Origin of the sequence: Clostridium sp. HBUAS56010 (assembly GCF_007115105.1) — a bacterium.
Taxonomy (GTDB): Bacteria; Bacillota; Clostridia; order Lachnospirales; family Lachnospiraceae; genus Lacrimispora.
In genome coordinates, this window is sequence record NZ_SULJ01000009.1 from 127,227 (window position 1) to 152,069 (window position 24,843).

The window sequence follows — 24,843 nt, forward strand, 5'->3', positions numbered from 1 at the left end:
CTACAATATCAGACCTTAAATGTAAACCCGAACCCAGGTTTTATCTCTTTGTAATTCCTGCTGTTTTGCACAGATATACAAACGCTTCCAGCCGGAAAATCCAGGAGAGAAATACGTATACAGCAACTCCTGCCGCGATCTGAACCACAAGGGTCAGAAGCGTTCCTTCTATTATATACTGTACGCCATAGACAACAAGTCCCATAATTCCTGAGACAATCAGGGATGGGATCACATCTTTCCACTGCTCATAAAAACTGTAATGAAGCAGTTTTTTATTGGGATGGGCATTGATAAAGGTACAGATAAAATCCGTTACAGCCCGAAGTGCCACCATGGTGTAGATTCCAAATGGAATGCTGATGAGAAGAGCCACCACACTGACTGCCTTCTTAATAATCTCCAGTTTTAAAAATATCTCACTTCTCCCCAGGGCATTGATCGCCTGGAGGTTGGCTACATGAAGAGGCCAGGTGGCATAAGCGATACACAGAAGCCGGAGCAGGGGCACACAGGGAAGATACTGGTCGGTTAAAAGCAGACGGACCATGGGTTCTGCCACTGCCATCAGCCCTGCCATCATGGGAAATACCAGATAGGAACTGGTGATGATAGACCTTCTTACCATACTTTTTACTTTCTCTCTGTCATCCTGACAGGCAGAAAAAGCCGGAAGCATAACCGACTGGATCGCCGCCCCTAGATTATTGGCAATTAAAGAAGGAAACTGGTTTCCCCTTGAGTATTGCCCCATCATGGCGGAATTATATAGTTTTCCGATTACAAGTCCATATACATTGGTAAATACCGTATCAATCAGACCGGAACAAAGAATCTTCCAGCCGTAAGAGAACAGTTCTTTTGCCTTCCGGGGAGAAAATAACAGCCTTGGGCGCCACTGAACCAGAGCAAACAGAACCAGCATGAGAAACAGGCTGTAAAAAAACTGCTGCATGGCAAGTGCCCATACTCCATACCCGAAAAACGCCATGGCAACACCGATGACTCCCGAGCCTACGGCAGCAAATATGCTGGCAAGGCAAAGTTTCCGAAACTCCATATTCCTTGCCACAGCCGCAGACTGCACCGATGTGACCGCACCGAAAAACAAGGTTATGGAAAGAACACGGAGAACCGGAATAAAAACAGGCTGTCCATAAAAATCTGCAATGAGCGGGGACGTAAAGAACAAAATCACATACAGCACCGCCGCGATTCCTGCGCTGATATAAAAGGCAGAAGAATAATCCTTTTCATCTACCTCCTGCTTCTGAATGAGAGACGTGTTAAAACCGCTCTGGACAAATACATTGCCAATGGTAATAAAGATCATGATCAGCATGACTTCCCCTGATTCTGACGGGGTTAAAAGTCTCGCCAGCAAAACGGATACAAGGAACTGAATTCCCTGTGTTCCGCCGTTTTCCATCACTTTCCAGAACAGACCGGAAAGGATTTTATTTTTCATATTATCCTGATACATACTGGATATTCCCTTCCTTTTACCAATTTACAATTCCGCCTTATTGTACTATATCCGCCATTAAATGTAAATCGTCTCTAGCATTTTGCACTTAATCATGTTAAACTATCCTAGAATTATACTTAATTTCCAGAGTATGTCTGAGATGTTTTTTCAGATACGCCCTGACATTCAGGAGGTTTTTTATGATGCGTAAACTAACATACAGTCTGGCGGCTCTCTGCCTGACGTCTGTTCTTGTTCTGGGACAAACTTCCTACGCCTGGGCAGACGAATCCCGTGGGCCAGGATTTCGAAATGGTGTACCCATTGGTCAGAATTACAGTCAGACTGAGGCAACCGAACAGGCCAGAGAAATCGCAGAAAAAGCGGAATCTGCTTTGGCAAACGCCGGCATAGACATAGGAAAAGAAGCGGAGGGCAACGGAGAAGACGGAGTGGTTGATGAAGCCTCAAAAGCGGCACAGGAAGCTTTAAAAGCTAACTTTCCCCGCCTTCAGACCACGGTTATGGTAGGAGACAGCAACTGGTCACAGCCATTTGTCAACGATGCCTGGATCTCCAACAACGGAGAAGGCTTCCATGGAATGTCCACCTTTCTTACTAATATTGTGGGTAATGTACTTTACCGAACCTATACTTCATCTACCGGCTGGTCTCCATGGGTGATGAATGGACAGCAGACCACCAATTATGCCAATGATGTTAATATTGAAGCTGTACAGATGCGTTTCTCCGGATACGTGAATAACCAGTTCGATATTTATTACACCGCCAAATTAGAAGACGGTACCACCATGGACTGGGCAAAGAACGGAGCCACAGCCGGAACCATGGGAACCGGGCATTACATTACAGAATTCCGGATGGCATTCTATGCTAAGAACTCTGCCTTTCCATATGGAACAGAAAAACCGTTAATCTCAGCCGTTCCAGACGGAATCAGGCAGGGAGACGGAGCACTTGAGTATTTAAATGGAGACGGTTCCGCTTTTACAGGCTGGGCATGGTCTGGCAATGAACGGTATTACTTTGTGGATTCCAAACCGGTAACCGGCTGGCAGTACATTGACGGCTATAAGTATTATTTTGATGAATCAGGCAGAATGGTTCCCGACTTAGAACCTGTGATCGGTGCAAAAGGTCCCTTTTTAATCAGCATTAATAAAGAGATGAACACCATGACTATCTTTGCAAAGGACGGGGATAAGGGATTTATCATTCCAGTAAAATCCTTCTTAACGTCAACAGGACCCGATACTCCTTTGGGAACCTTCCAGACCCCGGCCAAGTACCGGTGGAGGGATATGAACCACGGCATCTTTACCCAGTATGCAACCCGCATCTGGAAAGGATTCTTAATCCACTCCATTCTTTACAGCAGCCCCAATGGAAGAACATTGGATTCCAGCACTTACAACTATTTAAGCATTGCAGAATCTGCCGGATGTATCCGTCTTCTCTCCGGAGATGCCAAATGGGTCTTTGACCACTGCGCTCTTGGAACCACGGTTACGATCTACAACTCTCCGGTTCCCGGACCTTATGAGCGTCCCGCCATTGAGCAGATCATTCCAGAGTCCCAGAACTGGGACCCTACAGACCCTAATATTGTACATTAGAATCTGATACATAAAACAAAAAGCAGAAGCCAGTAGGAAGGCTTCTGCTTTTTTATTTGATAAATTTCTTTCTTAAAAAACGATAGAAGGACGGCGTACAGTACTCCAGCTTTATAAAAAACCGGGTTCTGGGAGTCAGTTCTTTATAATATTTCTTATATTCCGGGTTTAGAATCTCTTTGAACTGCCTGGTATTGACCATCGTGTGATAATAGGTACGCTTTTTGGCACTTTCAATTGCTTCTTTTAACCTTCCGCCTGTTGCTCTGTCGTACTGATCATAGACCTTTTCCATCCGTTCATAATAAATCTGCTGTTTTCTGGCATAATCTCCGCTCTTGCCTTCTACCGTCCAGGAGCCGGCTACCCCTACCCGGTAAGTGCTCATAGGCTGATCAAAATAATATCCGTATCCTTCACTGGCTGCAATCATCTGAATCGGCGTATCTCCTACAGGACAATCCACATAGTAATCCGGAAGATTCTTCACAATCCGGGAAGGGAATGCCATGGAGGACATGGCATATCCAGAGGACTTATCCACAATCTCCTCCGGTGTGAGAACTCTGTTTCCACAATATGGACGCATTTGTCCCTCCGTCAGCGCTTTTCCCACCAGTTCAATCCTGGCACTATGGATACAGAGCGTGCAATCGGGATGGGCTTCCATATAATCCACCTGTTTCTGCATCTTGTCTGGAGATGTCCAGTAATCATCGCCATCACACATGAAGATGTATTTTCCCCTTGCCCTTGGAAAATTAAAGGCACCGCTGATGTTATCAATTCCCTGGGAATACTGGTTTTCCGTCTGAATGAGAGGAAGGACTTTTCCAGGATACCGCTTTTCATATTCCCTTAAAATATCCCCTGTTCCGTCCGTAGAAGCATCATCATGAACCAGAATCTCAAATTCAAAATTCGTCTTCTGCATAAGAAAGCTGTCCAAAGCCTGGCGAATATACTGTTTGTGCTGGAAGGTCACGCAATTGACACTGACCATGATTGCAGGTTTTTTTGTACTGCTCATTCCTTCTGCCCCTCTTCTCCAGTTATTTTGGTAATGTATTCTTCATATTTTCTGGCAATGTACATGCCTTTTATGTGGGAACCTGGTTCTATGTCTTCCCCGGTAAAACACCTGATATGATTGCCGACGCAGTCATATCCAGCCAGACAGGAGAACTCCACACCCCCTGAAAAACGGGGATTGCATTCCAGCATGTGATAGATGCCGTCTTCCCCTTCAATGAATTCAAAGTTTACACAGCCTTTAATCTCTAACGCCTGTGCAATCTCCTGACACATCTTCTCTAATAAAGGATCTGAAAATACCAGAACCGAAGTTCCTGCTCCATTTAAGGTCCGCAGCAGTTCTCTCCGGCAGATTACAATGCTTGTCCCGCTCTGTGGGTCCCGTACAATATCTGCGGTAATAACACTGCCTTTATAATAGGGCTGAACCACATATTCCTCTGGTTTGCAAAGGGTGAGAACATGCTTCATCTCTTCCAGGGACTTGATATAATGAAGACCCTGACTGCTTCTTCCGTTAAAAGGCTTTAACACCACCGGATAAGAAAGAGTCTCAATCTCTGTCTCCAAAAGCTCTCTGGTCGGTATGGAATTGCCCAGATTTCTGCCGGAAAGAAAGCGGTTCATGGCTCTCTTATCCCGGCACAAAGCAATGGTTTCCTCCGAAGACAGACATAAGGTAATGGAATGCTCCTTCAATTCTTTTCTATGACGGTTCCACACATCCACTTCCACATCGGTTAACACAATCAGCAGATTCACCTGTTCCCTGACTCCGATAGCCAGAAGTTCTTTTACATACCGTTCTTCCTCTGTGGCATAGGGAACCTGATAAAAAGCATCCACATTCCGGGAATCTGCAATCCATTCTTCCGGGTAAATATCACAGCCAATTACTCTGACTGCTCTCTTTTTTAAATTTTTAATTACGATATCTGCTGAAAATGACCCAATTGCGGTCACCAGTGCTGTCTCCATAATGTCCTCCTGTCTCTATCCTCAGACGCGCCCTGGAGCATGTTTGAAAATTGCTTTCTGATTGTGGAAATGAATTTTCAAACACGCTCTAATATGATATCACAGATCCGGTCCACTTCTAAAAGAGACAGATCCGCATACAAAGGCAAGGTCAGAACACAGTCAGCGGCTTTTTTCGCAACTGGCAGAGCCTGTCCGGAAAAACGGTCCTTATAGCAGTCAAACTCTGTAATAAGGGGATAGAAGTATTTTCTTGCAAAGATATGGTGGGAAGCCAAAAGCTCATAGACCTCATTACGGGTCAGAGAATATCCCTCAAACGCTACGGGAAAATAAGCATAATTAGGCTTTACCCCTTTCTGACCGCCATTGAGACGAATTCCGGGAATGCCAGACAGACGCTCCTTATAACGTTCTGATACCAGTCTGCGTTTTTCAATATTATCCGTTACATGGCGGAGATTACAGATTCCCATCGCTGCCTGGAATTCATTCATCTTGGCATTTCCGCCAATGTATTCTACAGACTCTTTTCCCGTAATTCCAAAGTTTTTCAGATAGTTAAGAAGCACTTCTAAGGAAGGATCTGTAAAACTTACGGCTCCGCCCTCTATGGTGTTAAATACCTTGGTCGCATGAAAACTGAACATGGAAGCATCTCCGAATGTGCCGATTCCTCTGCCATCCACCTCGACGCCAAAGGCATGTGCCGCATCGTAAATCACCTTTAGATGATGTTTCCTGGCAATGGCTTCAATCTTCTCCATCTGACAGACATTCCCATAGACATGAACCGGTAAAATCGCCGTTGTTTTATCCGTAATCTTTTCTTCAATCCGGTCTGCATCAAGGGTATAATCCTCTTCTCTGATATCACAGAATACAGGAGTTAAACCATTTCTCATAATCGCATGGGTGGTGGAAGCAAAGGAAAATGGGGTGGTAATCACTTCACCGGTTAAATTCATTGCCTGCAATGCCATCTCCAATGCCATATGTCCGTTGACAAACAACAGCAGATTGGGCACCTTTAAATACCTCTCCAACTGTTCCTTTAACCGGTCATGAAAATCTCCCATATTGGTCATCCAGGCTGTATCCCAGATGGGTCTGATTTCTTCTATGAATTCTTCATAAGAAGGCATGGATGCTTTTGTTACTAAGATGTCTTTTTCTTCCGGTACCATATACCATTATCCTCCGCTTTCCATTCCGCCCAAAGGAAGTCAGATGGAAAGCATCTGGCCAAACGTCCTTATAAGGGTGCTTTTATAAAACTTATATGTTAAAATATCAACAATCTTACCGATACGGCTTCTCTCTGGAAGCATGAGAAAATGGGCAAGAACGTCTCTGTGCTCTTTGCTCATGCGATCTCCAAAACAGTCCAAAAAAGCTTCTGCCTGCAAAAATATTCTTCCGTATTGTTCCTTTGCCCCCTGATGATTGCAAAGCCGTTCCATCAATTGCTTCATTCCGCTTTTTGCACCAAGCTGGTTATTCCCGTGCTGGCGGTAAAGCAAAAGAGGTCTGTCAATGTAAGCAATTGTTCCAAAACAGCTTGCCAGAAGCCCAAGCCACCAGTCGTGCATCATGCAGACTTTGGGGGATAAGGCAAGGAAAGGAGCAAAAGCGGGATTGAGCATAACCGTACTGCCTGTTATATTGTTCTCCATCAGGTAATGGGAGAACCGATTGTTTCTCACACCGATCTTCTGGAACTTCACCATGGATTTATGTAAAATCCTTTCGTTCTCGTCAGTTACAGACAAATCCCCATGAATCAGAATCGGTGTATCCAGTCCCCACTGCTTCTCCTGCCGCTTCATTTCTTTCCATGTGACTTCCACCTTATCGGGAAGCCATATGTCATCCTGGTCACAAAGCATCACATATCCGCCGCCTGCCTCACGAAGCAGACGGAAGAAATTATTCTGGGCACTGCCCGAAGGAGTCTGATTCACAAGACACCGGATCTTTTGGGGATACCGCTCCCGATACTCTTTTATAATAGAAGGCGTTCCATCAAAAGACTGATCATCGGAAATCACAATGGATAACTCCTGAAATGTCTGATTTAAAATGGAATCAAGCTGCTGTCTCAGATAGGCTTCTCCATTATAGGATGCCAAAAGAACTGTAATCATACCGCTTTCCTCCTTTCTAAAATCACATTACCAGGACATTCCTAACATCTTGGTCAAAAACCAGATCTCCATCATGATGATCTCCAAAAAAAGCCGGACCCCCATTTCCTGAAGCCGATTAATTCCCAGATAGTTTTTATAATAATAAAGTTTGCTTTTATGAAGAATCGCCTGCCTTTTTAAAATGGATTCCACACTTTTTTTAATGGATACCGAATGGAGGTGAAGATACGACTGATCTAACAGCAGAACGGTCTTATAGCCTTTCTCCTTTAACTTATGACCCAGAATCTTTTCCTCATAGTAGAGAAATACATTCTCGTCGTAAAGTCCGCATTCCATAAGAACCTTTGCATCGGCAAGAAACAAAGAACCCATGACCGCATCCACATAGGCGTAAGAACCAGAATCATAAGGAAAGTGAAACCGGTCATTGAGCCATCGCCCAAATATCCGTCTCGTCACCAGACCAGTATCCAGCAGGTCAAATAATAATCCGTTTAATCTCCAGCTTGATAAGACCGCATTGCCTGTCCCGTCTCTGGTTACCGCTGCTGCCACCGCCAGCTTCTCCTCCCTTAAAAACCTGTCTTTCATGGCCTTTAAACAGTCTTCGGAAAATGACACATCGGGATTGGCAATCAGTACATGAGTGGCATGAAGAGTCTCATAAGCATAACGGATTCCCATGTTATTGCCATAGCCGTATCCTCCATTTCGCGGTGCCAAAAGGAAATGAACCATTCCCCCCTCCAGCGCCTTTAACTGAGAAGCCGAATCATCGGTGGAGTGGTTGTCCACCATAATCACAGAATCCAGTCCTTCATAGTCTTTCACAGACTCCACCAGTTTCTTTGTTGTCTGTGCATCATTATAATTGAGAATAATACAGCTTACCTTCATGTCCACTCCCATCTAACGGTTCTTTCTGGAATTAATCACCTGCATCCCAAAACGGCGGCTTACATAGTCCCGAAACGGCGGACACAAAAAAGTGGCATAATTCATCAGATGATAAATCATCATGTAGATACGGCTTCCCTTTTCCTTTGGCGTGTCAGCCCAGGGTGTCAGGGCCAGATAATGTTCATACGCCTTGCGGTAATGATTGAAATTCCCAGCCTTCCAGGGCCGTTCATCCCCCATATAATGGACAATGACCGGATTCGTCCTGGCTTCTTCAAACTCTTCCTTCGTAATGATTCCGTAGACGGGAGACAGTCTGGTTAAATGACTATAACGGAAATACCGGTAGTTGGTAAAAAAGTTATACCGGGGGGACAGAGGTTTGATCTGTCCCATCAATGCCCCGTTAATGGTATCCTGGTCTCCGGCAAAAAGTGCTCCGCCTCTGGAAGCGTAAAAATCCAGAAGCATCCTCTGAGCCTGTCTGAGCCGCCATCGTTTCATATCAATTAAAAGAACACCGGAATTAAAATAAGGAGCTGCTTTTAAGATGCCGATCTCTTCCTTAATGGCTGGGTAAATGGTGGGTTCCATAACTGCGCCCACCATATTGGACCCCAATTCAGTCTCCCAAAGCTGCTTTAGGGAAGAAAGCACAACGGTATCACAGTCTAAATACAGCACCCGCTGTGCGGTATCCGGAAGAACTTCTCCCACAAACAGACGCGCCATGATGCTTAAATCAAAGCCCCCGGTATCCACTTCATAAGGAAACCGCTGCTTTAAATCTCCCAGTTCTATGATTGTAATCTCCCGCCCAAACATCTTTCCAATCTCCAGAAGCCCTTCCCTCGTCTGTCCCGAGAATCCCATGGACAGCAAATAGACTCTGATCTCATCAAAATCCCGATTATGATCAAAAAGTGAATAAAGGGATACCCCTAAATGTCTTGCATAGTGATCGTTGGAAGCGTATACAACATTCATAGAATCCTCCGTTTTGTACCTTTTTCGTACGTTTCATTCCGTTGTATTGTACTATATCTGTCAAAAAAAGTAAACAGCCCGGTATTTTTGTCAATTTAGTTCCTGTTCCGCCGCTTTCATGGCAGATTCAATCACCTTGTCCATGTCGTAATATTTGTATTCTCCTAACCGCCCTCCAAATAAAACATGGGATTCCTGCTTTGCCAGAGAATTGTATTGCTGAAACAGTTCCTGATTGACCTTATCATTTACGGGATAATAAGGTTCCATGCCTTCCTGCCAGTCTTTTGGGTATTCCCTGGTTATCACAGACTTTGGCTGGGTGCCGAATTCAAAATGTTTGTGCTCAATAATTCTGGTATAGGGTGTCTCACGGTCCGTATAATTCACCACCGCAACGCCCTGATAATTCTCCGTGTCCACCGTCTCAGTCTCAAACTCCAGGCTGCGGTATTCCAGTTTTCCAAACCGGTAATCATAAAAGGCATCAATCATTCCCGTGTAAATAGTCCTTTCTCCCAGACTGTCATAGTATTTTCGTTTCTCCAGATAGTCTGTCTCCAGTTCTACATCACAGCCTTCAAACAGTTTCTCAATGATGACATTATAACCGCCCACAGGGATTCCCTGATAAAGGTCATTAAAGTAGTTGTTGTCATAGGTAAAGCGGACTGGAAGCCGTTTGATAATAAATGCAGGAAGATCCTTACAGTCTCTTCCCCACTGCTTTTCCGTATAGCCCTTTACCAGTTTTTTATAAATATCCGTTCCCACAAGGCTGATCGCCTGTTCTTCCAGATTCGAAGGCTCTCCGGTCACAGCATTCTTCTGCTCCTCAATCTTTGCCTTTGCCTCCTGAGGTGTGGAAACGTTCCACATCTTGCTGAATGTGTTCATATTAAAAGGCAGATTGTACATCTCACCTTTGTAATTAGCAACCGGACTGTTTGTGTAGCGGTTAAACTCTGCAAGTTCATTTACAAATTTCCACACTTCCCTGTTGCTGGTATGGAAAATATGAGCGCCATAGCGGTGCATATGGATTCCCTCCACATCTTCACAATAGATGTTGCCTCCCATATGGTTCCTTTTCTCTATCACCAGACACTTCTTGCCTTTTTTACCTGCCAGATAGGCAAAAACACCGGAATAAAGACCAGCTCCTACCAGTACAAAATCATATTTTTTCATGGTTTCATTCTCCTGTCATTTTATAAACTATGTCCATTATACTAAAAGGAGGAAGAAATGTCATCAATCATATAGGATTCCACCAGTTCTCCCTTGACTAGTATGCACAAATTAGCGTAAGACATAAAAACGAGGCTGCCTTATAAAAGGACAGCCTCGCTGAATCTTATTTATGAATAGAATAACCGGTTTACTGCACTGAAAATACCACGAATGGAGGATCTCGTAATATTGGAACTGATTCCCACTCCATAAGTTGCCTTTCCAGACTTCACATCCAACAGGTGGATATAGGAAGCCGCCTTTGCACCGGAACCGGAAGCAAGAGCATGCTCGGAATAATCCAGTACCCGAATCTCAATTCCAAGTTCTTTCTCAAGACCCTTTTGTACCGCATCAATAGGACCATTTCCAACGCCTTCAAAGATCTTCTCTGTGCCATGATCCATATAACGGACTCTGGCAAATGTGGAGAATTCCACATCTTCCTCTGCCTCTGTGATCTGTGCCTTAAGGAAATGAATCGGCTCTTTCCTGTCAATGTAATTGCTGTTAAATTCATCAAGGATCTGCTCTGGAGCAACCTCACCCTGTTTCTCGGAGATCGCCTGGATCACATCTGCAAACTCCTTGTGCATTCCCTTTGGAAGCTTGAAACCATAGAATGTATCCATAACAAATGCAACACCGCCCTTGCCGGACTGGCTGTTAATCCGTACCACTGGCTCATACTGCCTTCCGATATCTGCCGGGTCAATAGGCAGATAAGGAACCTCCCAATAAGGATTCTTCCTGTCACGCATCGCCTTCATGCCTTTGTTAATGGCATCCTGATGGGAACCGGAGAATGCGGTAAATACCAGTTTTCCGGCATATGGATGTCTCGGCTCTACTTCCATCTTGGTGCAGCGCTCATAGACCTCAATGATCTCACGAATATTCTCTAAATGAAGCTCGGGATTAATTCCCTGTGAAAACATATTATATGCGACCGTCAGCACATCCACATTACCAGTACGCTCTCCATTGCCTAAAAGCGTTCCCTCCACACGGTCAGCACCGGCAAGAATGGCAAGTTCTGTGGCTGCAATTCCAGTTCCCCTGTCATTATGGGGATGGACGCTTAAAATAATACTGTCACGATTCTTAAAATGAGTGTTCATCCACTCGATCTGATCTGCATAAACATTAGGGGTGGTCATCTCCACCGTAGAAGGAAGATTAAAGATGATCTTCTTCTCTGGTGTGGCTTCCCAGCAGTCCTGGACTGCTGTACAGATATCAAGAGCAAACGGAAGCTCTGTTCCGGTAAAGCTCTCAGGAGAATATTCAAGAACCAACTCACCTTCAAAGTCTTTCCTATACTGCTTTACCCATTCTGTACCCTGTACTGCAATTGCCTTTATCTCATCCATATCTTTGTTAAATACCACATCACGCTGTAACGTTGAGGTGGAATTATAGATGTGGACAATCGCCTTTTTTACTCCCTTTAAAGCTTCAAAGGTTCTCTTAACCAGATGCTCCCGGCATTGAACCAGAACCTGTATTACCACATCATCGGGAATCAGTTTCCGTTCTACCAATTGTCTTAAAAAGTCAAACTCAATCTGGGATGCCGCCGGAAATCCTACTTCAATCTCTTTAAAGCCCAGCTTCACTAAAAGGTGGAACAGCTCAATCTTCTCCTCCACTACCATAGGTTCCGTCAAAGCCTGATTGCCATCTCTTAAATCTACACTGCACCAGATTGGTGCTTTCTGAATCTCGTTGCCGGGCCATTGTCTCTCCGGATAGTCTAATACCGGTACCCGCTTATATCTTTCATAGTTCAACATGTCTTATCTCCTCCATCATCATTCACTCGTCGTCTGTTCCGGGCTTATGCCGGACTCCACTCTGAAGCAAGGCATTCGTTTTTGTCTCCTTAATAAACTCTTCACAGGCTTTGGAGTCGATAAATCACACTGTACTTCTTGACAATGAACAACGTGGTTTTTATAGGTCTAACCCCATCTTCATCATTCCTTTTCATTAAAATCACAACCGTGCTTTCACTATATGACACGGTGAAGTGTTATGTTATTATAGCACGACTATAGAGGGCTTACAACAAAAAAATATATTATCTGCTCATCTGGAGAAGCTTGTTTTTCAGTTCCCCCTCCATGCGTCTGAGTTCTGCTTCCGCCTCCTGGCGTTTCTGCCTTCCCTCCAACTGAATCCGTACCACTTCATCAAGGGTGGTAATCAGGGATTCATTGGTTTTCTTTAAAGTTTCCACATCTACAATTCCCCGCTCAGACTCTTTTGCAGTCTCAATGGTGGAGGTCTTTAAGACTTCCGCATTCTTTCGCAGGAGTTCATTGGTCATGTCTGTGACCTGACGCTGGGCTCTCGCCGCTTCTTCGGAATGATTGATTCCGATGGCAAGTACCATCTGACTCTTCCATAGAGGAATGGTATTAACCAGAGTGGACTGGATCTTTTCCGTCATTAACGTATCATTGTTCTGGACAAGGCGGATCTGAGGTGCCATCTGTATGGAGATCATGCGGGTCAGTTCCAGGTCATGGATCTTCTTTTCGAACCGGTTTAACATGGCTGCCAGATCATTGGCTGCCTGGGCATCTTCAGGAAGTCCGCTTTTGGAAGCCTTGTCCATGAGTAAGGGAAGTTCTTCTTTCTCTACCTGGGCAAGCTTTCTCTTTCCAGCCAGAATATACATGGTCAGTTCTTTGAAATAAGTGGTATTTAGATCGTACATTTTATCCAGAAGTGCGATATCTTTTAAAAGCTGAATCTGATGATTGGAAAGCACCTTGCAGATCTGATTGATATTGACTTCTGCTTTCTGGTATTTTACCTTCATTAGTTCTAAGCGGTTCACATTCTTTTTAAAGAAGCCAAAGAAGCCTTTTTCCTCTTCCTTTACTTCAAAACCTTTTAACTCCACCACCACATCAGAAAGCATCTGCCCCACTTCTCCAAGGTCCTTTGATTTTACATTCTCAAGGGCTGACTCGGAAAAATCGGCGATTTTCTTCTGGGCACTGGCACCGTACTGGAGAACCAGATTGGAATTTTTCAAGTCAATCTTCCCAGAAAAATCAGCAACAATCTTCTCCTCTTCCGGAGTCAGTTCTGCTTCCGGCATTTCCATGACCTGTGCTTCTTCCGTTCTGACCATCTCTTTTGGTTCCTCAGACACCGGATCTGAAAATGGTGTAAGGGTTAACTCAGGCGCTTCTTTTAACAGTTCTTCAATCTCTTTACTCATTGGGTTTTCCTCCTGTAAAATCACGTTCCCCAAACCCATCCTTTTTTAACATCGTCTGCAGAACCGATGCGTCTGTGGTGGCGTCAAGGACTGCATCTTCATATAAGTCATCAAGCAGCCGTTCAAATGCCTTATGAATGGTATCCAGAGTTTCTTCAATCTCTTCTTTTGCCGAAGTAACATTCTCTCCTTTTGCACCGGCAATATCAAAATCCCGGTACGCATGAACCAGCTTTACTGTGGTTGGCAGATAGTAATTCATAAAACGCTCCATATCCCTGCCCTGCTCCGGATGCCTGGACACAGAATCAAAGATCCGTCTGATTACGTCCTCAAGATCTGCTATCTTCCTGGAAATCACTTCTCCGGGAATGGAATCGTTGGCTTCTTTTAACTGCTTTAAAAAGTTCTTGCCAGCCGTCATCATCTGGGTAAATTCTTCCGTAACATTCTCTGATTGTTTTTCTTTTTCTTCCAGATTCCGCTTCTTTAGTGCCTCCTGGCTCTCCAGATACTGCCTGTAAGTTTCCTCATTGAGCATCAGGCAGGTCTTTTGTTCATCCAGGTATGCCTGGGGGAAAATACGGGATTTCATCATCTTCTGAATGTCTTTTTTAACAAATTCCCTGGACTTTCCAATGGCAGATGCCAATTCTTCTATGGTACAGTAAAACCGTTTCCCAGCTTGTCTGACATAGAGTCTCGCCCTCTTAAAACGTTTTCCAGAAGCGATCCCATTATAAAGCATGAATCCAAATGCCAGCCCGGTTCCGCCAAAAATCAGGGTCAGACCGCCTGTCAGTACTGCCATAGGCCTTACAACAATGGCAATGATCCAGACCACCAGAAGGAAGATCAGCATAAGGAACAGTCCGATGCTTCCAAAAATCGTAAGCAGGATACCGGGCACACGCCCCGTCTCATTGAGTCTGATTCCATTCCCGTCTGATTCGTTCCTGAAGCTTCGGTTTAAAAAGCCTCTATAACCGGTGTGAAAGGTCTGCCGGTCCTGATTTACGGTTGTTCTGGCATAAGTCTCCGTTTCCTCTGTGGTATGACTGTGGTAAGAGCGGGAAGTGGAAAATGCTCCAAAATCCATATGTTTTGTCACATGTTCCCTGGCTTCAGACAGTGCGTCATTGACCGTATCGGAAATGGTCTTGTTTAGTTGTTTAAAGTCCTTAGAGCGAATCGCATCTTCTACTGAACCAAGGATCTGATCCCCTAAATCTGATAAATCTTTTTTATCCATCGTTCCTGCTCTCCCACAATACTAGCTGTATCGAAATAATCAGATCAGGAAATTAAATGTCCCTGTTTTCTCATTACCTCTATCACCTGGTCCACATATTTCTCGCATGTGCTTAACTCTCCGGCTTCTACCATAACCCGGACCACTGGCTCTGTCCCTGATTGGCGAAGGAGAATTCTTCCGCTTTCTCCCAGCGCTTCTCCTACCTGTTCCACTTCTGCTTTTACTGCTTCATCTTCCTGGGCGGCTGTCTTATCATGGACTTTTACATTCTTTAATACCTGAGGGTATATCTCAAGTTCTGAAACCAGCTTTCCAAGGTTTTCTTTTTTCTCAAGAATTACCTCCATAACCTTTAAAGAAGTGAGAATGCCATCTCCTGTCGTGGCATGTTTGCTGAAAATAATATGACCGGACTGTTCTCCGCCCAGACAGTTTCCATAGGTGGACATATTCTCGTATACATACTTATCTCCAACTGCTGTTTTATCGTATTCAATGCCTTCTCTCTCAAATGCCTTATAAAGACCGAAGTTGGACATAATGGTGGTTACGACTTTGTTGTTTTTTAAGGTTCCCTGCTCTTTCATATACTTTCCGCAGATATATAAAATGCCGTCTCCGTCCACGACCTGACCGTTCTCATCCACTGCAATGCAGCGGTCCGCGTCACCATCATAGGCAAATCCAACATCAGCACCCACTTCTTTTACAAACTTCTGGAGCTGACCGATATGGGTAGAACCGCATCCGGTGTTGATGTTCAGCCCGTTTGGCTCATTGCTGATTACATGAGTCTCGGCTCCAAGTGCGTCAAACACATTCTTTGCAATGGCAGAAGCGCTTCCGTTGGCACAGTCAAGAGCTACTTTTTTATTCTTAAAGGATCTGGTGGCTATGGAAATCAGATAACCAATATAGCGGTTTCTTCCTGCTGCAAAGTCTACGGTCCTGCCAATACGGTCCTGTTTTGCAAAAGGAAGTTCCTCCATCTCCCCTTCCAGATATTTTTCTATCTCTGTTATCACTCTCTCTTCCAGCTTTTCCCCTTTTTCATTGATGACCTTGATCCCGTTGTCATAATAAGGATTATGACTGGCAGAAATCATGATTCCACAGGCAAATCCTTCGGTTCTTACAACATAAGAAACGCTTGGAGTGGTGGTTACATGAAGAAGGTAAGCATCTGCCCCGGAAGCGGTCAGACCTGCAACCAGAGAATATTCAAACATATAACTGCTTCGTCTCGTATCTTTTCCTATTACAATTCTGCAAACTTCACCGGGATTCTTCTTCCCATAATACCAGCCTAAAAAACGGCCTACTTTATAGGCATGCTCCACCGTAAGTGTGACATTGGCTTCTCCCCGGAAGCCGTCAGTTCCAAAATATTTACCCATATCATATCTCCTTTTTTAAAGTCTGCAGTTCATACAGAATTATATGTAATATATCATAATGCTCCCTAATTTTCAACAGAAGCTGTCTCGCATGCGTACAGTATGGTTCTGGCATCAGGAAATTCATAGCTGCACGTTACAAAGGACCAGAGACGCTTTATTCCTTCATCCGGTTTCTGATAAAAGGAACCATTCCCGGTCATCTTTTCTGTGTACGTTAAAAATTCTTCTTCTGTATCAAAACGGGTTCTCCTGCGCTCTCCTGCAGGTTCCGTGTAAAGAACCGTTACGGGACGTAGCTGATACTCCCTGTCCGGGGTGTACACGGTGATTTTCTGGTGTTCTTTAAAAAATGTCTCGTTCTTATACTTTATGATATCCTTAAACATGGTGCCATTTTTCATATGATGTCCGTATAAAATATTATGTTTTCCGGAAAAATCAGGCTCACTTTCATAATCAAGGAACACGGTTCCGGAAGGGCTTTTTCCGCCTTCAAAGTCCCGTTCCAGATAAGTCTCATTGTTATCCGTCTGTACAACAGGATAGTCTATGGTGGTTCCCTCAATTCTGATCCAGCCCACCACATCTGGATTTATCTCTTTTAAATGTTCAAAATCAATAGGGGACACATAGGGCTTTTCCTCTTCTGTCTGGTTCTGTGGCTCCTGCTCCTCCTCTGTGGACTCCTCCTTGGTGCTTTCCCTTGCAATCCGTGCAAGGTCTTCCTGCTGGCGTTTTTCTCGTTCTTTACTATTATAATCGGAATAAAGCAGACTCACACCTGCTGCCAGGAAAACAACTGCCAACAGGAGAAAAACAATGGGTGATTTCCTCTTTTTCATGGATATTCCCTCTTTCGATTTTTTCCAAATCTTCCTTAATTATAGCTTATCTATTAAAAAATCTCAATCTTTTGTAAGCTCTGCTAGACTTTTCCTTTTTTTTTCTATATACTTTAAATAAGAAAATGTCATTTTGGAGATGCTTATGAAAAATCAGGAAACTGTCATCTATGTTAATATGCTGGGAGGATTCTCCATATCCATCGGGGACAAGTCCATTGTAGACCAGAACAATCAGGCGAAAAAGCCATGGAGTCTTTTAGAATATTTAATTACGTTCCGTGGCCGGGACATTCCGGTTGAGGAGCTGATTGACCTGTTCTGGAAGGACGAAGCCAGCAATAATCCGGCAGGCGCCTTAAAAACGCTTATGTTCCGCGTCCGGAAGCTCTTAGAACCTCTTGGTTACCCTACCCAGGAACTGATTTTCCAGAACCGGAAGGCTTATGGCTGGACCAGGGACTTCCTTACCGTCTGCGATGCGGACAAGTTTGAGGATCTTTGTATTCAGTCGGAATCGTCAGAGATTTCAAGGGAAGAATGCCTTTCTCTTTGTCTGGAAGCCTTCTCTTTATATAAAGGAAACTTTCTCCCAAAGTCCGAATGGGAATCCTGGGTGGTGCCCATTCATACCTATTACCACACCATATATCAGAAGCTGGTGAACCGGATTCTCACATTGCTTGATGAGAAAAAGGATTATCCCACCATGATTGACGTCTGTCAGCAGACCATCTCCATTGATCCTTATGGAGAGGACGCCCATTATTATCTGATCTGTGCTTTATATCAGAGCGGAAATCAGCTCATGGCGCTGGAACACTATCAGAGAGTCAACGACATGTTCTATAACGAATTTGCCATTACACCTTCTCTCCGGTTCAAGGAACTTTATAAATTAATCAGCGACAAGAAACATGGTATTACCATGGACTTAAGTACGATCCGGGACATTTTACTGGAAGGCAGTACGAGAAAAGGCGCATTCTGCTGTGAACCGTCTGTATTCCGGGATATTTACCAGTTGGAGACAAGAGCCATTGAACGGACCGGGGATTCGATCTTTTTATGCCTTTTAACCATCAGCAATTTAAAAGGAGACCTTCTAAAGCCGGCTGTTCAGACGAGAGCCATGGACGAGCTTGGGGAAGCCATCAGAAACTCCCTGCGAAGAGGCGATATCTTCAGCCGTTACAGCGTAAGCCAGTACTTAATGCTGTTACCTACAGCGACTTACGAAAATGGAGAAAAAGTCTTGAAGCGGATTATCCAGAATTTTAAAAAGGAATATTCAAGAAAAGATTTATCCATTACATATTCTCTCCAAAGTGTCACTCCCCATCAGGATTGACCATATAAAGAGAATGATATTTTACCACCAGGAGGAAACATCATGTTAAAAGACGATTTTATTACACTTACCCTGCAAAAAGAAAAGAACATTGCACTGATTGCCCATGACAGCAAAAAGCAGGACCTGATCCAGTGGTGCAAGGATCACCTTGATACACTAAAAAAACACACCCTTTGCGGAACCGGTACAACTGCACGCATGATTACAGAGCAGACAGGTCTTCGGGTAAAAGGATATAACAGCGGTCCTTTAGGCGGCGACCAGCAGATCGGTGCAAAGATCGTGGAGGGCCGGGTTGACCTGGTTATCTTCTTCTCTGACCCGCTGACTGCACAGCCTCATGATCCCGATGTAAAAGCACTGCTTCGAATCGCTGAGGTATATGATATTCCCATTGCCAATACAAAAGCAACGGCTGACTTTGTAATTACCTCTCCCCTCATGGATACAACTTATGAGCATGAAGTGATAAACTTTAAAAAGAATGTCCAGGACCGTGCAAGTACTTTATAAATTTTATTTTGATATTCTTAAATGTATGAAAAAGGCAGACCCCTTTGAGACGGGACCTGCCTTATCTTTTTGTAATTTATCCAAATACTGTTTTACATAAAAAAGCATATTCCTCATAGGCAGAATAATCTTCCAGACCAGTGAGCCGGTCCAGAACGCCTTTGTAATACCAGGCATGCTCTGATTTATTCTTTTCATTAAAGCGCTGCCACACCTGGTCACCCAGAAGGAGACAGTCTCTTGCTGTCGCACGGATATTGCTGAGCTTGTCCGCCAGTACTAACATCTTACATTCTATGGAAGCCTCTTCTAAATGACAAAGCGTTCTGCTCTTACGCTCTTTCCAGCTTTTTGTTTTATCTTCCGTCTCTTCCATGACCAGCCTGGCTACCCGGGAGCCAAATTCTGCCTGAAGCTCCGATTCAAGAACCCCGGCATCTTCCACCACATCGTGGAGGAGTGCGGCACAGATCAGTTCCTCGTCTGATACCATCATGGAAACAATGACTGCAGTCTCTAACGGATGGACGATATAGGGAATCTGCGTACCCTTGCGGTAAGTTCCCTCATGAGACCTGGCTGCAAACGCAGCCGCTTTCTCGACCATACTGATTCTCCTTTTGTTGTTTTCTAATATACTAACACAATTTACCGGGTTTTAATAGTCAGTATTTTTAGTTTCTGCAGAAAAAAGAAATATATGATTGACTTTTTCTTATTCCTATGATAGAATAAATTAGTATGTTAAATAAAGTTTTGATTTCGCATGTATTTGTAAGTCATTATTTCATTGATGATTTACAAATATATGCGATTTTTTGCTTTATTCTGAGATACACTAAAATTAAGGAGGTATCTTTCTTGAAAAAAGGTACAGTAAAATGGTTTAATGCACAAAAGGGTTTTGGATTTATCTGTGATGAAGAAGGAAATGACATATTCGTTCATTTTTCCGGTCTCACAATGGAAGGTTTTAAAGCTTTAGAAGATGGCCAGTCTGTTATTTTTGAGACAACCAATGGCAATCGTGGCCTGCAGGCTGTTAATGTTCAAATCGCATAATCTTTTATCGTATGAATACACACATCTAATGGATTCCGTTTTAAATACCAAATTGATAAAGTAGATATAAGCCCACTTTCTGTATTTTAAAAAGTCAGAGCAATGTTTAAAGATTACAGCTAAGTCAGCAAGGTTTATTATATATTCCTTGCTGACTCAAACTAAATAATATTATAATGATTCTATATGCACCCCTCAGGTGCTTTTTTTATTGCATAGGAACGTTCTTTCTTAATTATATTCCCCAGAACTGTTTTGCAATTTTCTGTCCCTGGTCGATCTTTGCCCACTGTTCTTCTTGGGTTAATTCATTTCCTCCGTCGCAGGAAGCGAAACCGCACTGGTGGGAAAGGAGAAGACGGTCTTTGTCGATGATCTGGGATGCTTCCTCAAGAAGACGGAGAACACGGTCCTCATCATCAAGGGTATTGGTTTTGCTGGAAAGCAGGCCAAGAACAATCTCCACTTCCGGTCTGTCTTTGAATACTTCAAGGGCTTTTAAGGAACCGGCTCTGTCATCATCCCATTCCAGGAAGAAACGGTCATACTTTAACTGTTTTAAGAACAGTTCGGCAATCTGGGTATAAGAACCTCCTCCCATGTTTCTGGAATCATAATTTCCCCGGCAGTTATGGGTCCAGATTTTTAATCCCAGACTGTGTCCAAAATCAATCACGGTGTTATTGATGCTGACAAACTCTCCTGCAAGCCTTTCTGATTCTCCTTTTGTGACAGTCTCTCCTGTAAATGGAGAATGAGGATTATCATCAGCAAAAAGTTCCCATAAACAATCATCAAACTGTAGAATCTTTCCTCCTGCATTTGCAAATTCTTCTACAAACTCTTTATATGCCGTAGTCAGTCCTTCCTTTAATTCATGTTCATCTTTGTAGACGGAATCTTCTTTTCCCAGGTTGTCAGACCATGATAATTCTCCAAGAATATGAGAAGGAGATGGAATGCAAAGCTTGGTAATATGCCCGTTTGCCAAGGATGCCAGCCTCTTGTAGACTTTAATAAAGTGGTGATTTTTACCGCTCAGTTTTCCAGTGATCTTTAAACCGATATCTTTTCTGGTTTCATATTTATTCTGACCATCTTTATCCTGGAATAGATATCCGTGTTCTGCAATATATCGTTTTGCACCACCAAATCCCCATACGAAATCCAGATGCCACAGTGATTTGGAATATTCTCCGTCAGATATGATTGTCAGACCATGGGCAATCTGCTTTTCAATTACAGCCTTTGTGCTTTCTGCTTCGCATTCTTCATATCCTTTAAAATCGTCATAAAATGGATAGGTGATATCTTCCCTTTTTTCAATCTCTCTTTTATATTTCAGTAATGGTTCCGGACGAAGTAAACTTCCTACAATTTGAAATTTCTCACTCATAATCATTGCCTCCTGCATGTGTTTTTTTGAATAAACTCATTCTAACACAGAAAGAGGACTTATCGGTAACACCAAAAAAATATGATGAGTTATAGTTATTAGCTATAGCTCATCACTTACACTTATGCTGTATTTTGAGACAATGTCTTTTAGTTCCTCCAGATACAAGGATGCCTGTCTGGATAACTGAATATCTTTATGGGAAATCCAGCCAATCTCAATGGTATCCTCCACTTTAAGGGGGACGGCTATAATGTCTTCCCCGTTTAAATCTGCACTGACAATTCCAGTGGAAATCGTATAACCGTTCAGACCGATCATGAGATTAAAAATAGTCGCTCTGTCTCCTACTCTTATGTCTTTTTTTACATGTTCTGTACTGAGTATCTCTTCTGAAAAATAAAAAGAGTTGTATTCTCCCTGTTCAAAAGACAGACGGGGATAATCTGCCAGATCTTCTAATGTGACACAGGGTTTTGCTGCAAGGGGATTTTCCGCACTTATGAACACATGGGGTCTGGCATGAAACAGGGAGTGAAAGTTTAAATTGTTCTCATAGAGCAGTTTTTCAATGACTTTGCGGTTAAACTGGCTCATGTATAGGATTCCCAAGTCGCTGCGGAGATTTTTAACATCTTCAACGATTTCAAAGGTTCTGGCTTCCCGAAGGGTATACTCATACTCTTCTGCATTGGTTTTTTTCACCATATTAACAAAAGCATTCACTGCAAAGGCATAGTGCTGGGTGGAAATGGAGCATAAACGCCTTGAAGGCTTCTTATCCAGCCACCTCTCTTCCAGCAGTTCGGTCTGCTCCAGTACCTGTCTTGCATATCCTAAAAATTCTCCTCCATCGGTGGTAAGTGAAATTCCTTTGGGGGTTCTGATAAAAAGCTGATGCTGAATCTCTGTTTCCAGATCTTTTAAGGCGTTGGAAAGGCTGGACTGTGCAATGAATAAACGCTCTGCCGCTTTATTGATGGAACCGCTGTTTACGGTCTCTATAAAATATCTTAACTGCTGCAGGGTCATAAGGTCTTGCTCTCCTCTCTTTTTCTGAGCAACCGGTGGTAGGAGGGGCTGTCATCAGGAGCGGTTGATACTGCTTCTAAGATTCCGTCATCAATGATCTTCTCAATCCGCTGTGCCGCCCAGGCATCGCTGAATCCAGACCGATATTTTAAAAGTATCGTTCCAATAAGTCTTGCTTCCTGGAATGGCTCGTCTGTATCTGGTATTTCATTTAGAATACAATCATCATAAAAAGCCTGGGAAACGCTGGTCAGCCTTCCATTGATCACTGCTCTAAGGGGTGCATTTTCCTGTTTAAGCTGCTTCCAGCAAGAAGCAAATTGGTGGCACAATGCTTTTGAAACAGGTTTTTCCATAGAGATGTACCGCCGCCACTCACTGGGCTTTGTCTCTCCCCATTGGGCTCTTTCCACCACCTGTCCATCTTCCATAACTTCCCACTCCGGCAATTTTACTAAAGTAATCTGCCCAAAATAAGTCCCCCACTGGCTTAACTGATCCATAAACCAATACAAACCACACATTTCATCGGGGTGATTGCTGTACCAGATGCGAAGGGATTCTCCTTCTTCCATACGCTTCTTTATTGTCTTTAAGTGATTGGATACACGCTTTGACAGTTCTGCTGCTGCCTGTCCGCCCATAGGATATATCGCATAAAACTGCTCCAGAACCTGCCTGCGTCTGACCCCTGGTACATCTTCTGAAATATCTCCTGCACTTAAAACCAGATGAAAGGAAAAGATGTCTGAGGGATTACCACCTAATGGGACAGATTGTTCCCATTCCATACGTTCCTCTTCTTCTAATTCCCGTCTGGCTTTCTCTATTTTTTCTTCATCTACTGCTCCTTCATCGGAAAAAGAGACAAACACAGAAGCATTATCAGCCTGATACTCCCCCTTTCCATAATACTGTGCCATTCGAAAGCTTCCGCCTGCACTGTCAGAAAACATAATTTCAAGCATTTCAGTTCCTCCCTTAATTTGTCTGATTGATGAGCCGCTGTGTTAAAACAGGTACCGCTTTTAAAGTGTGGCACCTATTATCTATAATGCAAACAATACACCATCTCTCCTTCAAGAATTCTTCCGTCTGCAGAAAATCCTAATTTTTCATAAAATTTCTTTGCAGCTAAATTCTCCGGTTCAAAACTTAAATAAACCTTATGATGATCTGGGTCCTGCTGCAATATTGACAAAACGCAGTGAACCGCTGCACCGCCATATCCTCTTTTTTGATACATTTTATCAATCATGAGACGACCAATCCAGTACTCCTTATCCTCCCAATCCAAGCAATACATTACAAATCCTACCAGATTATCATCATCATATATAGCCAGCGGAATACATTCTGGTTCGGCTTTTGCTTGTGCCAAAGAATAAAGGTTACTTGCAACGTAATCCTTCTGTTCGTCGAAAACAGAAAGATTAATTACGTCTTGGAAGTTGTCACGCGTAATGCTCTTTAATTTTATCATGCTGCGCCCCCGTTTTGGTGATTTTTTTTCACACTTTCTACCACTATACACGAATATTTGTATTGGCTCAAGATTATTTATTTGTCTGATGGGAATTGTTTTAAAGTATACGGTAAATAGCTAGTACCGTGCAAATTAGCTGCATCCATGCGATAATACCTCTAAAAGTCAAAGGAGGTTTACCGAATGGACAAGATCACACACGAGGTCAGGCTGATCAATTGGACCAAGCTCATAAAGGAATGCTTATCAAGCGGTTTATCCAAAAAACAATGGTGCTCACAAAATCAGATTGATGAAAAGCAGTTTTATTATTGGCAACGCAGGGTGCGTGAAGAAATATATGCAGAACAAGTCAGTGCTGCGCCGGCGGAACGTTCAACGAGTTTTGTCGAAATACCTTCATTGTCAAAAGTGAAACAACCCAAGTCTACAAATGTTTCTGCTCAAATCCATGTAAACGGATGTGCCATTGAAATCGCAGACTCTGCATCAGATGAATTTCTACGTCGGTTGCTTGGAGCATTATCCTATGTTCAATGATGCGTCCGGATTTCAAAAAATATATCTTGCATATCTTGTTCCTCTTTTGTGGAAAAAGGACAGTGTTACTGAAACAGCAAAGGCAAACAATCTAAATCCGTTCTGTTACCTTGAATTTCTCTTGACCGAGCTAATGGAACATCAAGAAGATACCAGTCAGGATTTTCTAAAGAATCTACTTCCCTGGTCGAATCAGATCCCTGAAATCTGTAAAATAAAAACAAAGGCGTAAACCAGACTGCCAATCGGGATAGTGTCAAGATTTTTTCGCAAATTGTATTTCAGCCGTTAGGTAGCCGGTAGTCAGCCGGCTATGATATCAGACTGATTCTGG

General features: G+C 43.4%; 23 protein-coding genes. 5 read left to right on the forward strand and 18 right to left on the reverse strand.

The window, feature by feature from the left end; genetic code table 11:
* Window positions 1–40: 40 nt before the first annotated feature.
* Entirely contained in the window at window positions 41–1,468 is a 1,428-nt protein-coding gene (locus FAY33_RS14270) for a lipopolysaccharide biosynthesis protein (protein WP_243126762.1), read from the reverse strand.
* Window positions 1,469–1,668: 200 nt separating this feature from the next.
* Here FAY33_RS14270 and FAY33_RS14275 point away from each other — a divergent pair, with 200 nt between their 5' ends.
* Window positions 1,669–3,105 (forward strand): L,D-transpeptidase family protein, encoded by a 1,437-nt coding sequence (locus tag FAY33_RS14275; protein ID WP_347562703.1) that lies wholly within the window; start codon window positions 1,669–1,671, stop codon window positions 3,103–3,105.
* A gap of 52 nt (window positions 3,106–3,157) precedes the next feature.
* Here the strand turns inward: FAY33_RS14275 and FAY33_RS14280 are convergent, their stop codons facing one another.
* From FAY33_RS14280 to srtB, 12 genes are all read right to left on the reverse strand, one after another.
* Window positions 3,158–4,135: a glycosyltransferase gene (locus FAY33_RS14280; protein ID WP_143321907.1), complete on the reverse strand. Its 978-nt coding sequence runs from the start codon at window positions 4,133–4,135 to the stop codon at window positions 3,158–3,160.
* Window positions 4,132–5,118, reverse strand: a complete 987-nt coding sequence (locus tag FAY33_RS14285) for an ATP-grasp domain-containing protein (RefSeq protein WP_143321908.1) — start codon at window positions 5,116–5,118, stop codon at window positions 4,132–4,134. The genes FAY33_RS14280 and FAY33_RS14285 overlap by 4 nt, the downstream gene beginning before the upstream one ends.
* Window positions 5,119–5,195: 77 nt before the next feature.
* Entirely contained in the window at window positions 5,196–6,305 is a 1,110-nt protein-coding gene (locus FAY33_RS14290) for a DegT/DnrJ/EryC1/StrS family aminotransferase (protein WP_143321909.1), read from the reverse strand.
* Window positions 6,306–6,344: 39 nt separating this feature from the next.
* Entirely contained in the window at window positions 6,345–7,265 is a 921-nt protein-coding gene (locus FAY33_RS14295; protein ID WP_143321910.1) for a glycosyltransferase family 2 protein, read from the reverse strand.
* A gap of 27 nt (window positions 7,266–7,292) precedes the next feature.
* A complete protein-coding gene (locus FAY33_RS14300) occupies window positions 7,293–8,168 on the reverse strand; it encodes a glycosyltransferase (protein WP_185967645.1) in 876 nt (291 codons plus the stop codon).
* Window positions 8,169–8,180: 12 nt separating this feature from the next.
* A complete protein-coding gene (locus FAY33_RS14305; RefSeq protein WP_143321912.1) occupies window positions 8,181–9,158 on the reverse strand; it encodes a glycosyltransferase family 8 protein in 978 nt (325 codons plus the stop codon).
* A gap of 90 nt (window positions 9,159–9,248) precedes the next feature.
* Window positions 9,249–10,349, reverse strand: coding sequence for a UDP-galactopyranose mutase (gene glf / locus FAY33_RS14310; protein WP_143321913.1), 1,101 nt, complete (start codon window positions 10,347–10,349; stop codon window positions 9,249–9,251).
* A 170-nt stretch (window positions 10,350–10,519) separates the two neighbouring features.
* A complete protein-coding gene (gene leuA, locus FAY33_RS14315; RefSeq protein WP_143321914.1) occupies window positions 10,520–12,187 on the reverse strand; it encodes a 2-isopropylmalate synthase in 1,668 nt (555 codons plus the stop codon).
* 287 nt (window positions 12,188–12,474) lie between these two features.
* Entirely contained in the window at window positions 12,475–13,629 is a 1,155-nt protein-coding gene (locus FAY33_RS14320; RefSeq protein WP_143321915.1) for a toxic anion resistance protein, read from the reverse strand.
* Entirely contained in the window at window positions 13,622–14,881 is a 1,260-nt protein-coding gene (locus tag FAY33_RS14325; RefSeq protein ID WP_143321916.1) for a 5-bromo-4-chloroindolyl phosphate hydrolysis family protein, read from the reverse strand. The genes FAY33_RS14320 and FAY33_RS14325 overlap by 8 nt, the downstream gene beginning before the upstream one ends.
* A gap of 44 nt (window positions 14,882–14,925) precedes the next feature.
* Window positions 14,926–16,281 (reverse strand): phosphoglucosamine mutase, encoded by a 1,356-nt coding sequence (gene glmM, locus FAY33_RS14330; protein WP_143321917.1) that lies wholly within the window; start codon window positions 16,279–16,281, stop codon window positions 14,926–14,928.
* Between the two features lie 65 nt (window positions 16,282–16,346).
* Window positions 16,347–17,126, reverse strand: a complete 780-nt coding sequence (gene srtB, locus FAY33_RS14335; RefSeq protein ID WP_143321918.1) for a class B sortase — start codon at window positions 17,124–17,126, stop codon at window positions 16,347–16,349.
* A 145-nt stretch (window positions 17,127–17,271) separates the two neighbouring features.
* On the opposite strand from srtB, the gene FAY33_RS14340 reads away from it, so the two are divergent.
* Both FAY33_RS14340 and FAY33_RS14345 read left to right on the forward strand, forming a co-directional pair.
* Complete coding sequence (locus tag FAY33_RS14340; RefSeq protein ID WP_143321919.1) at window positions 17,272–18,477, forward strand: BTAD domain-containing putative transcriptional regulator; 1,206 nt, start codon at window positions 17,272–17,274, stop codon at window positions 18,475–18,477.
* A gap of 42 nt (window positions 18,478–18,519) precedes the next feature.
* Window positions 18,520–18,993: a methylglyoxal synthase gene (locus FAY33_RS14345; RefSeq protein WP_143321920.1), complete on the forward strand. Its 474-nt coding sequence runs from the start codon at window positions 18,520–18,522 to the stop codon at window positions 18,991–18,993.
* Between the two features lie 76 nt (window positions 18,994–19,069).
* Here the strand turns inward: FAY33_RS14345 and FAY33_RS14350 are convergent, their stop codons facing one another.
* Window positions 19,070–19,600, reverse strand: a complete 531-nt coding sequence (locus tag FAY33_RS14350) for an HD domain-containing protein (RefSeq protein ID WP_143321921.1) — start codon at window positions 19,598–19,600, stop codon at window positions 19,070–19,072.
* A gap of 254 nt (window positions 19,601–19,854) precedes the next feature.
* Here FAY33_RS14350 and FAY33_RS14355 point away from each other — a divergent pair, with 254 nt between their 5' ends.
* Window positions 19,855–20,055 (forward strand): cold-shock protein, encoded by a 201-nt coding sequence (locus FAY33_RS14355; protein WP_143321922.1) that lies wholly within the window; start codon window positions 19,855–19,857, stop codon window positions 20,053–20,055.
* A gap of 235 nt (window positions 20,056–20,290) precedes the next feature.
* Here the strand turns inward: FAY33_RS14355 and FAY33_RS14360 are convergent, their stop codons facing one another.
* The 4 genes from FAY33_RS14360 to FAY33_RS14375 all read right to left on the reverse strand — a co-directional run bounded on the left by FAY33_RS14360 (window position 20,291) and on the right by FAY33_RS14375 (window position 23,966).
* Window positions 20,291–21,451 (reverse strand): cobalamin-independent methionine synthase II family protein, encoded by a 1,161-nt coding sequence (locus tag FAY33_RS14360; RefSeq protein ID WP_143321923.1) that lies wholly within the window; start codon window positions 21,449–21,451, stop codon window positions 20,291–20,293.
* A 102-nt stretch (window positions 21,452–21,553) separates the two neighbouring features.
* A complete protein-coding gene (locus FAY33_RS14365) occupies window positions 21,554–22,483 on the reverse strand; it encodes a LysR family transcriptional regulator (protein ID WP_143321924.1) in 930 nt (309 codons plus the stop codon).
* Complete coding sequence (locus FAY33_RS14370) at window positions 22,480–23,451, reverse strand: DUF3658 domain-containing protein (RefSeq protein ID WP_143321925.1); 972 nt, start codon at window positions 23,449–23,451, stop codon at window positions 22,480–22,482. The genes FAY33_RS14365 and FAY33_RS14370 overlap by 4 nt, the downstream gene beginning before the upstream one ends.
* 77 nt (window positions 23,452–23,528) lie before the next feature.
* On the reverse strand, window positions 23,529–23,966 hold the full coding sequence (locus tag FAY33_RS14375; RefSeq protein ID WP_143321926.1) for a GNAT family N-acetyltransferase: 438 nt from the start codon (window positions 23,964–23,966) through the stop codon (window positions 23,529–23,531).
* Window positions 23,967–24,152: 186 nt separating this feature from the next.
* Between FAY33_RS14375 and FAY33_RS14380 the strand changes: the two genes are divergently transcribed.
* On the forward strand, window positions 24,153–24,509 hold the full coding sequence (locus FAY33_RS14380) for an IS66 family insertion sequence element accessory protein TnpB (RefSeq protein WP_143321927.1): 357 nt from the start codon (window positions 24,153–24,155) through the stop codon (window positions 24,507–24,509).
* The last annotated feature ends 334 nt before the right edge of the window (window positions 24,510–24,843 follow it).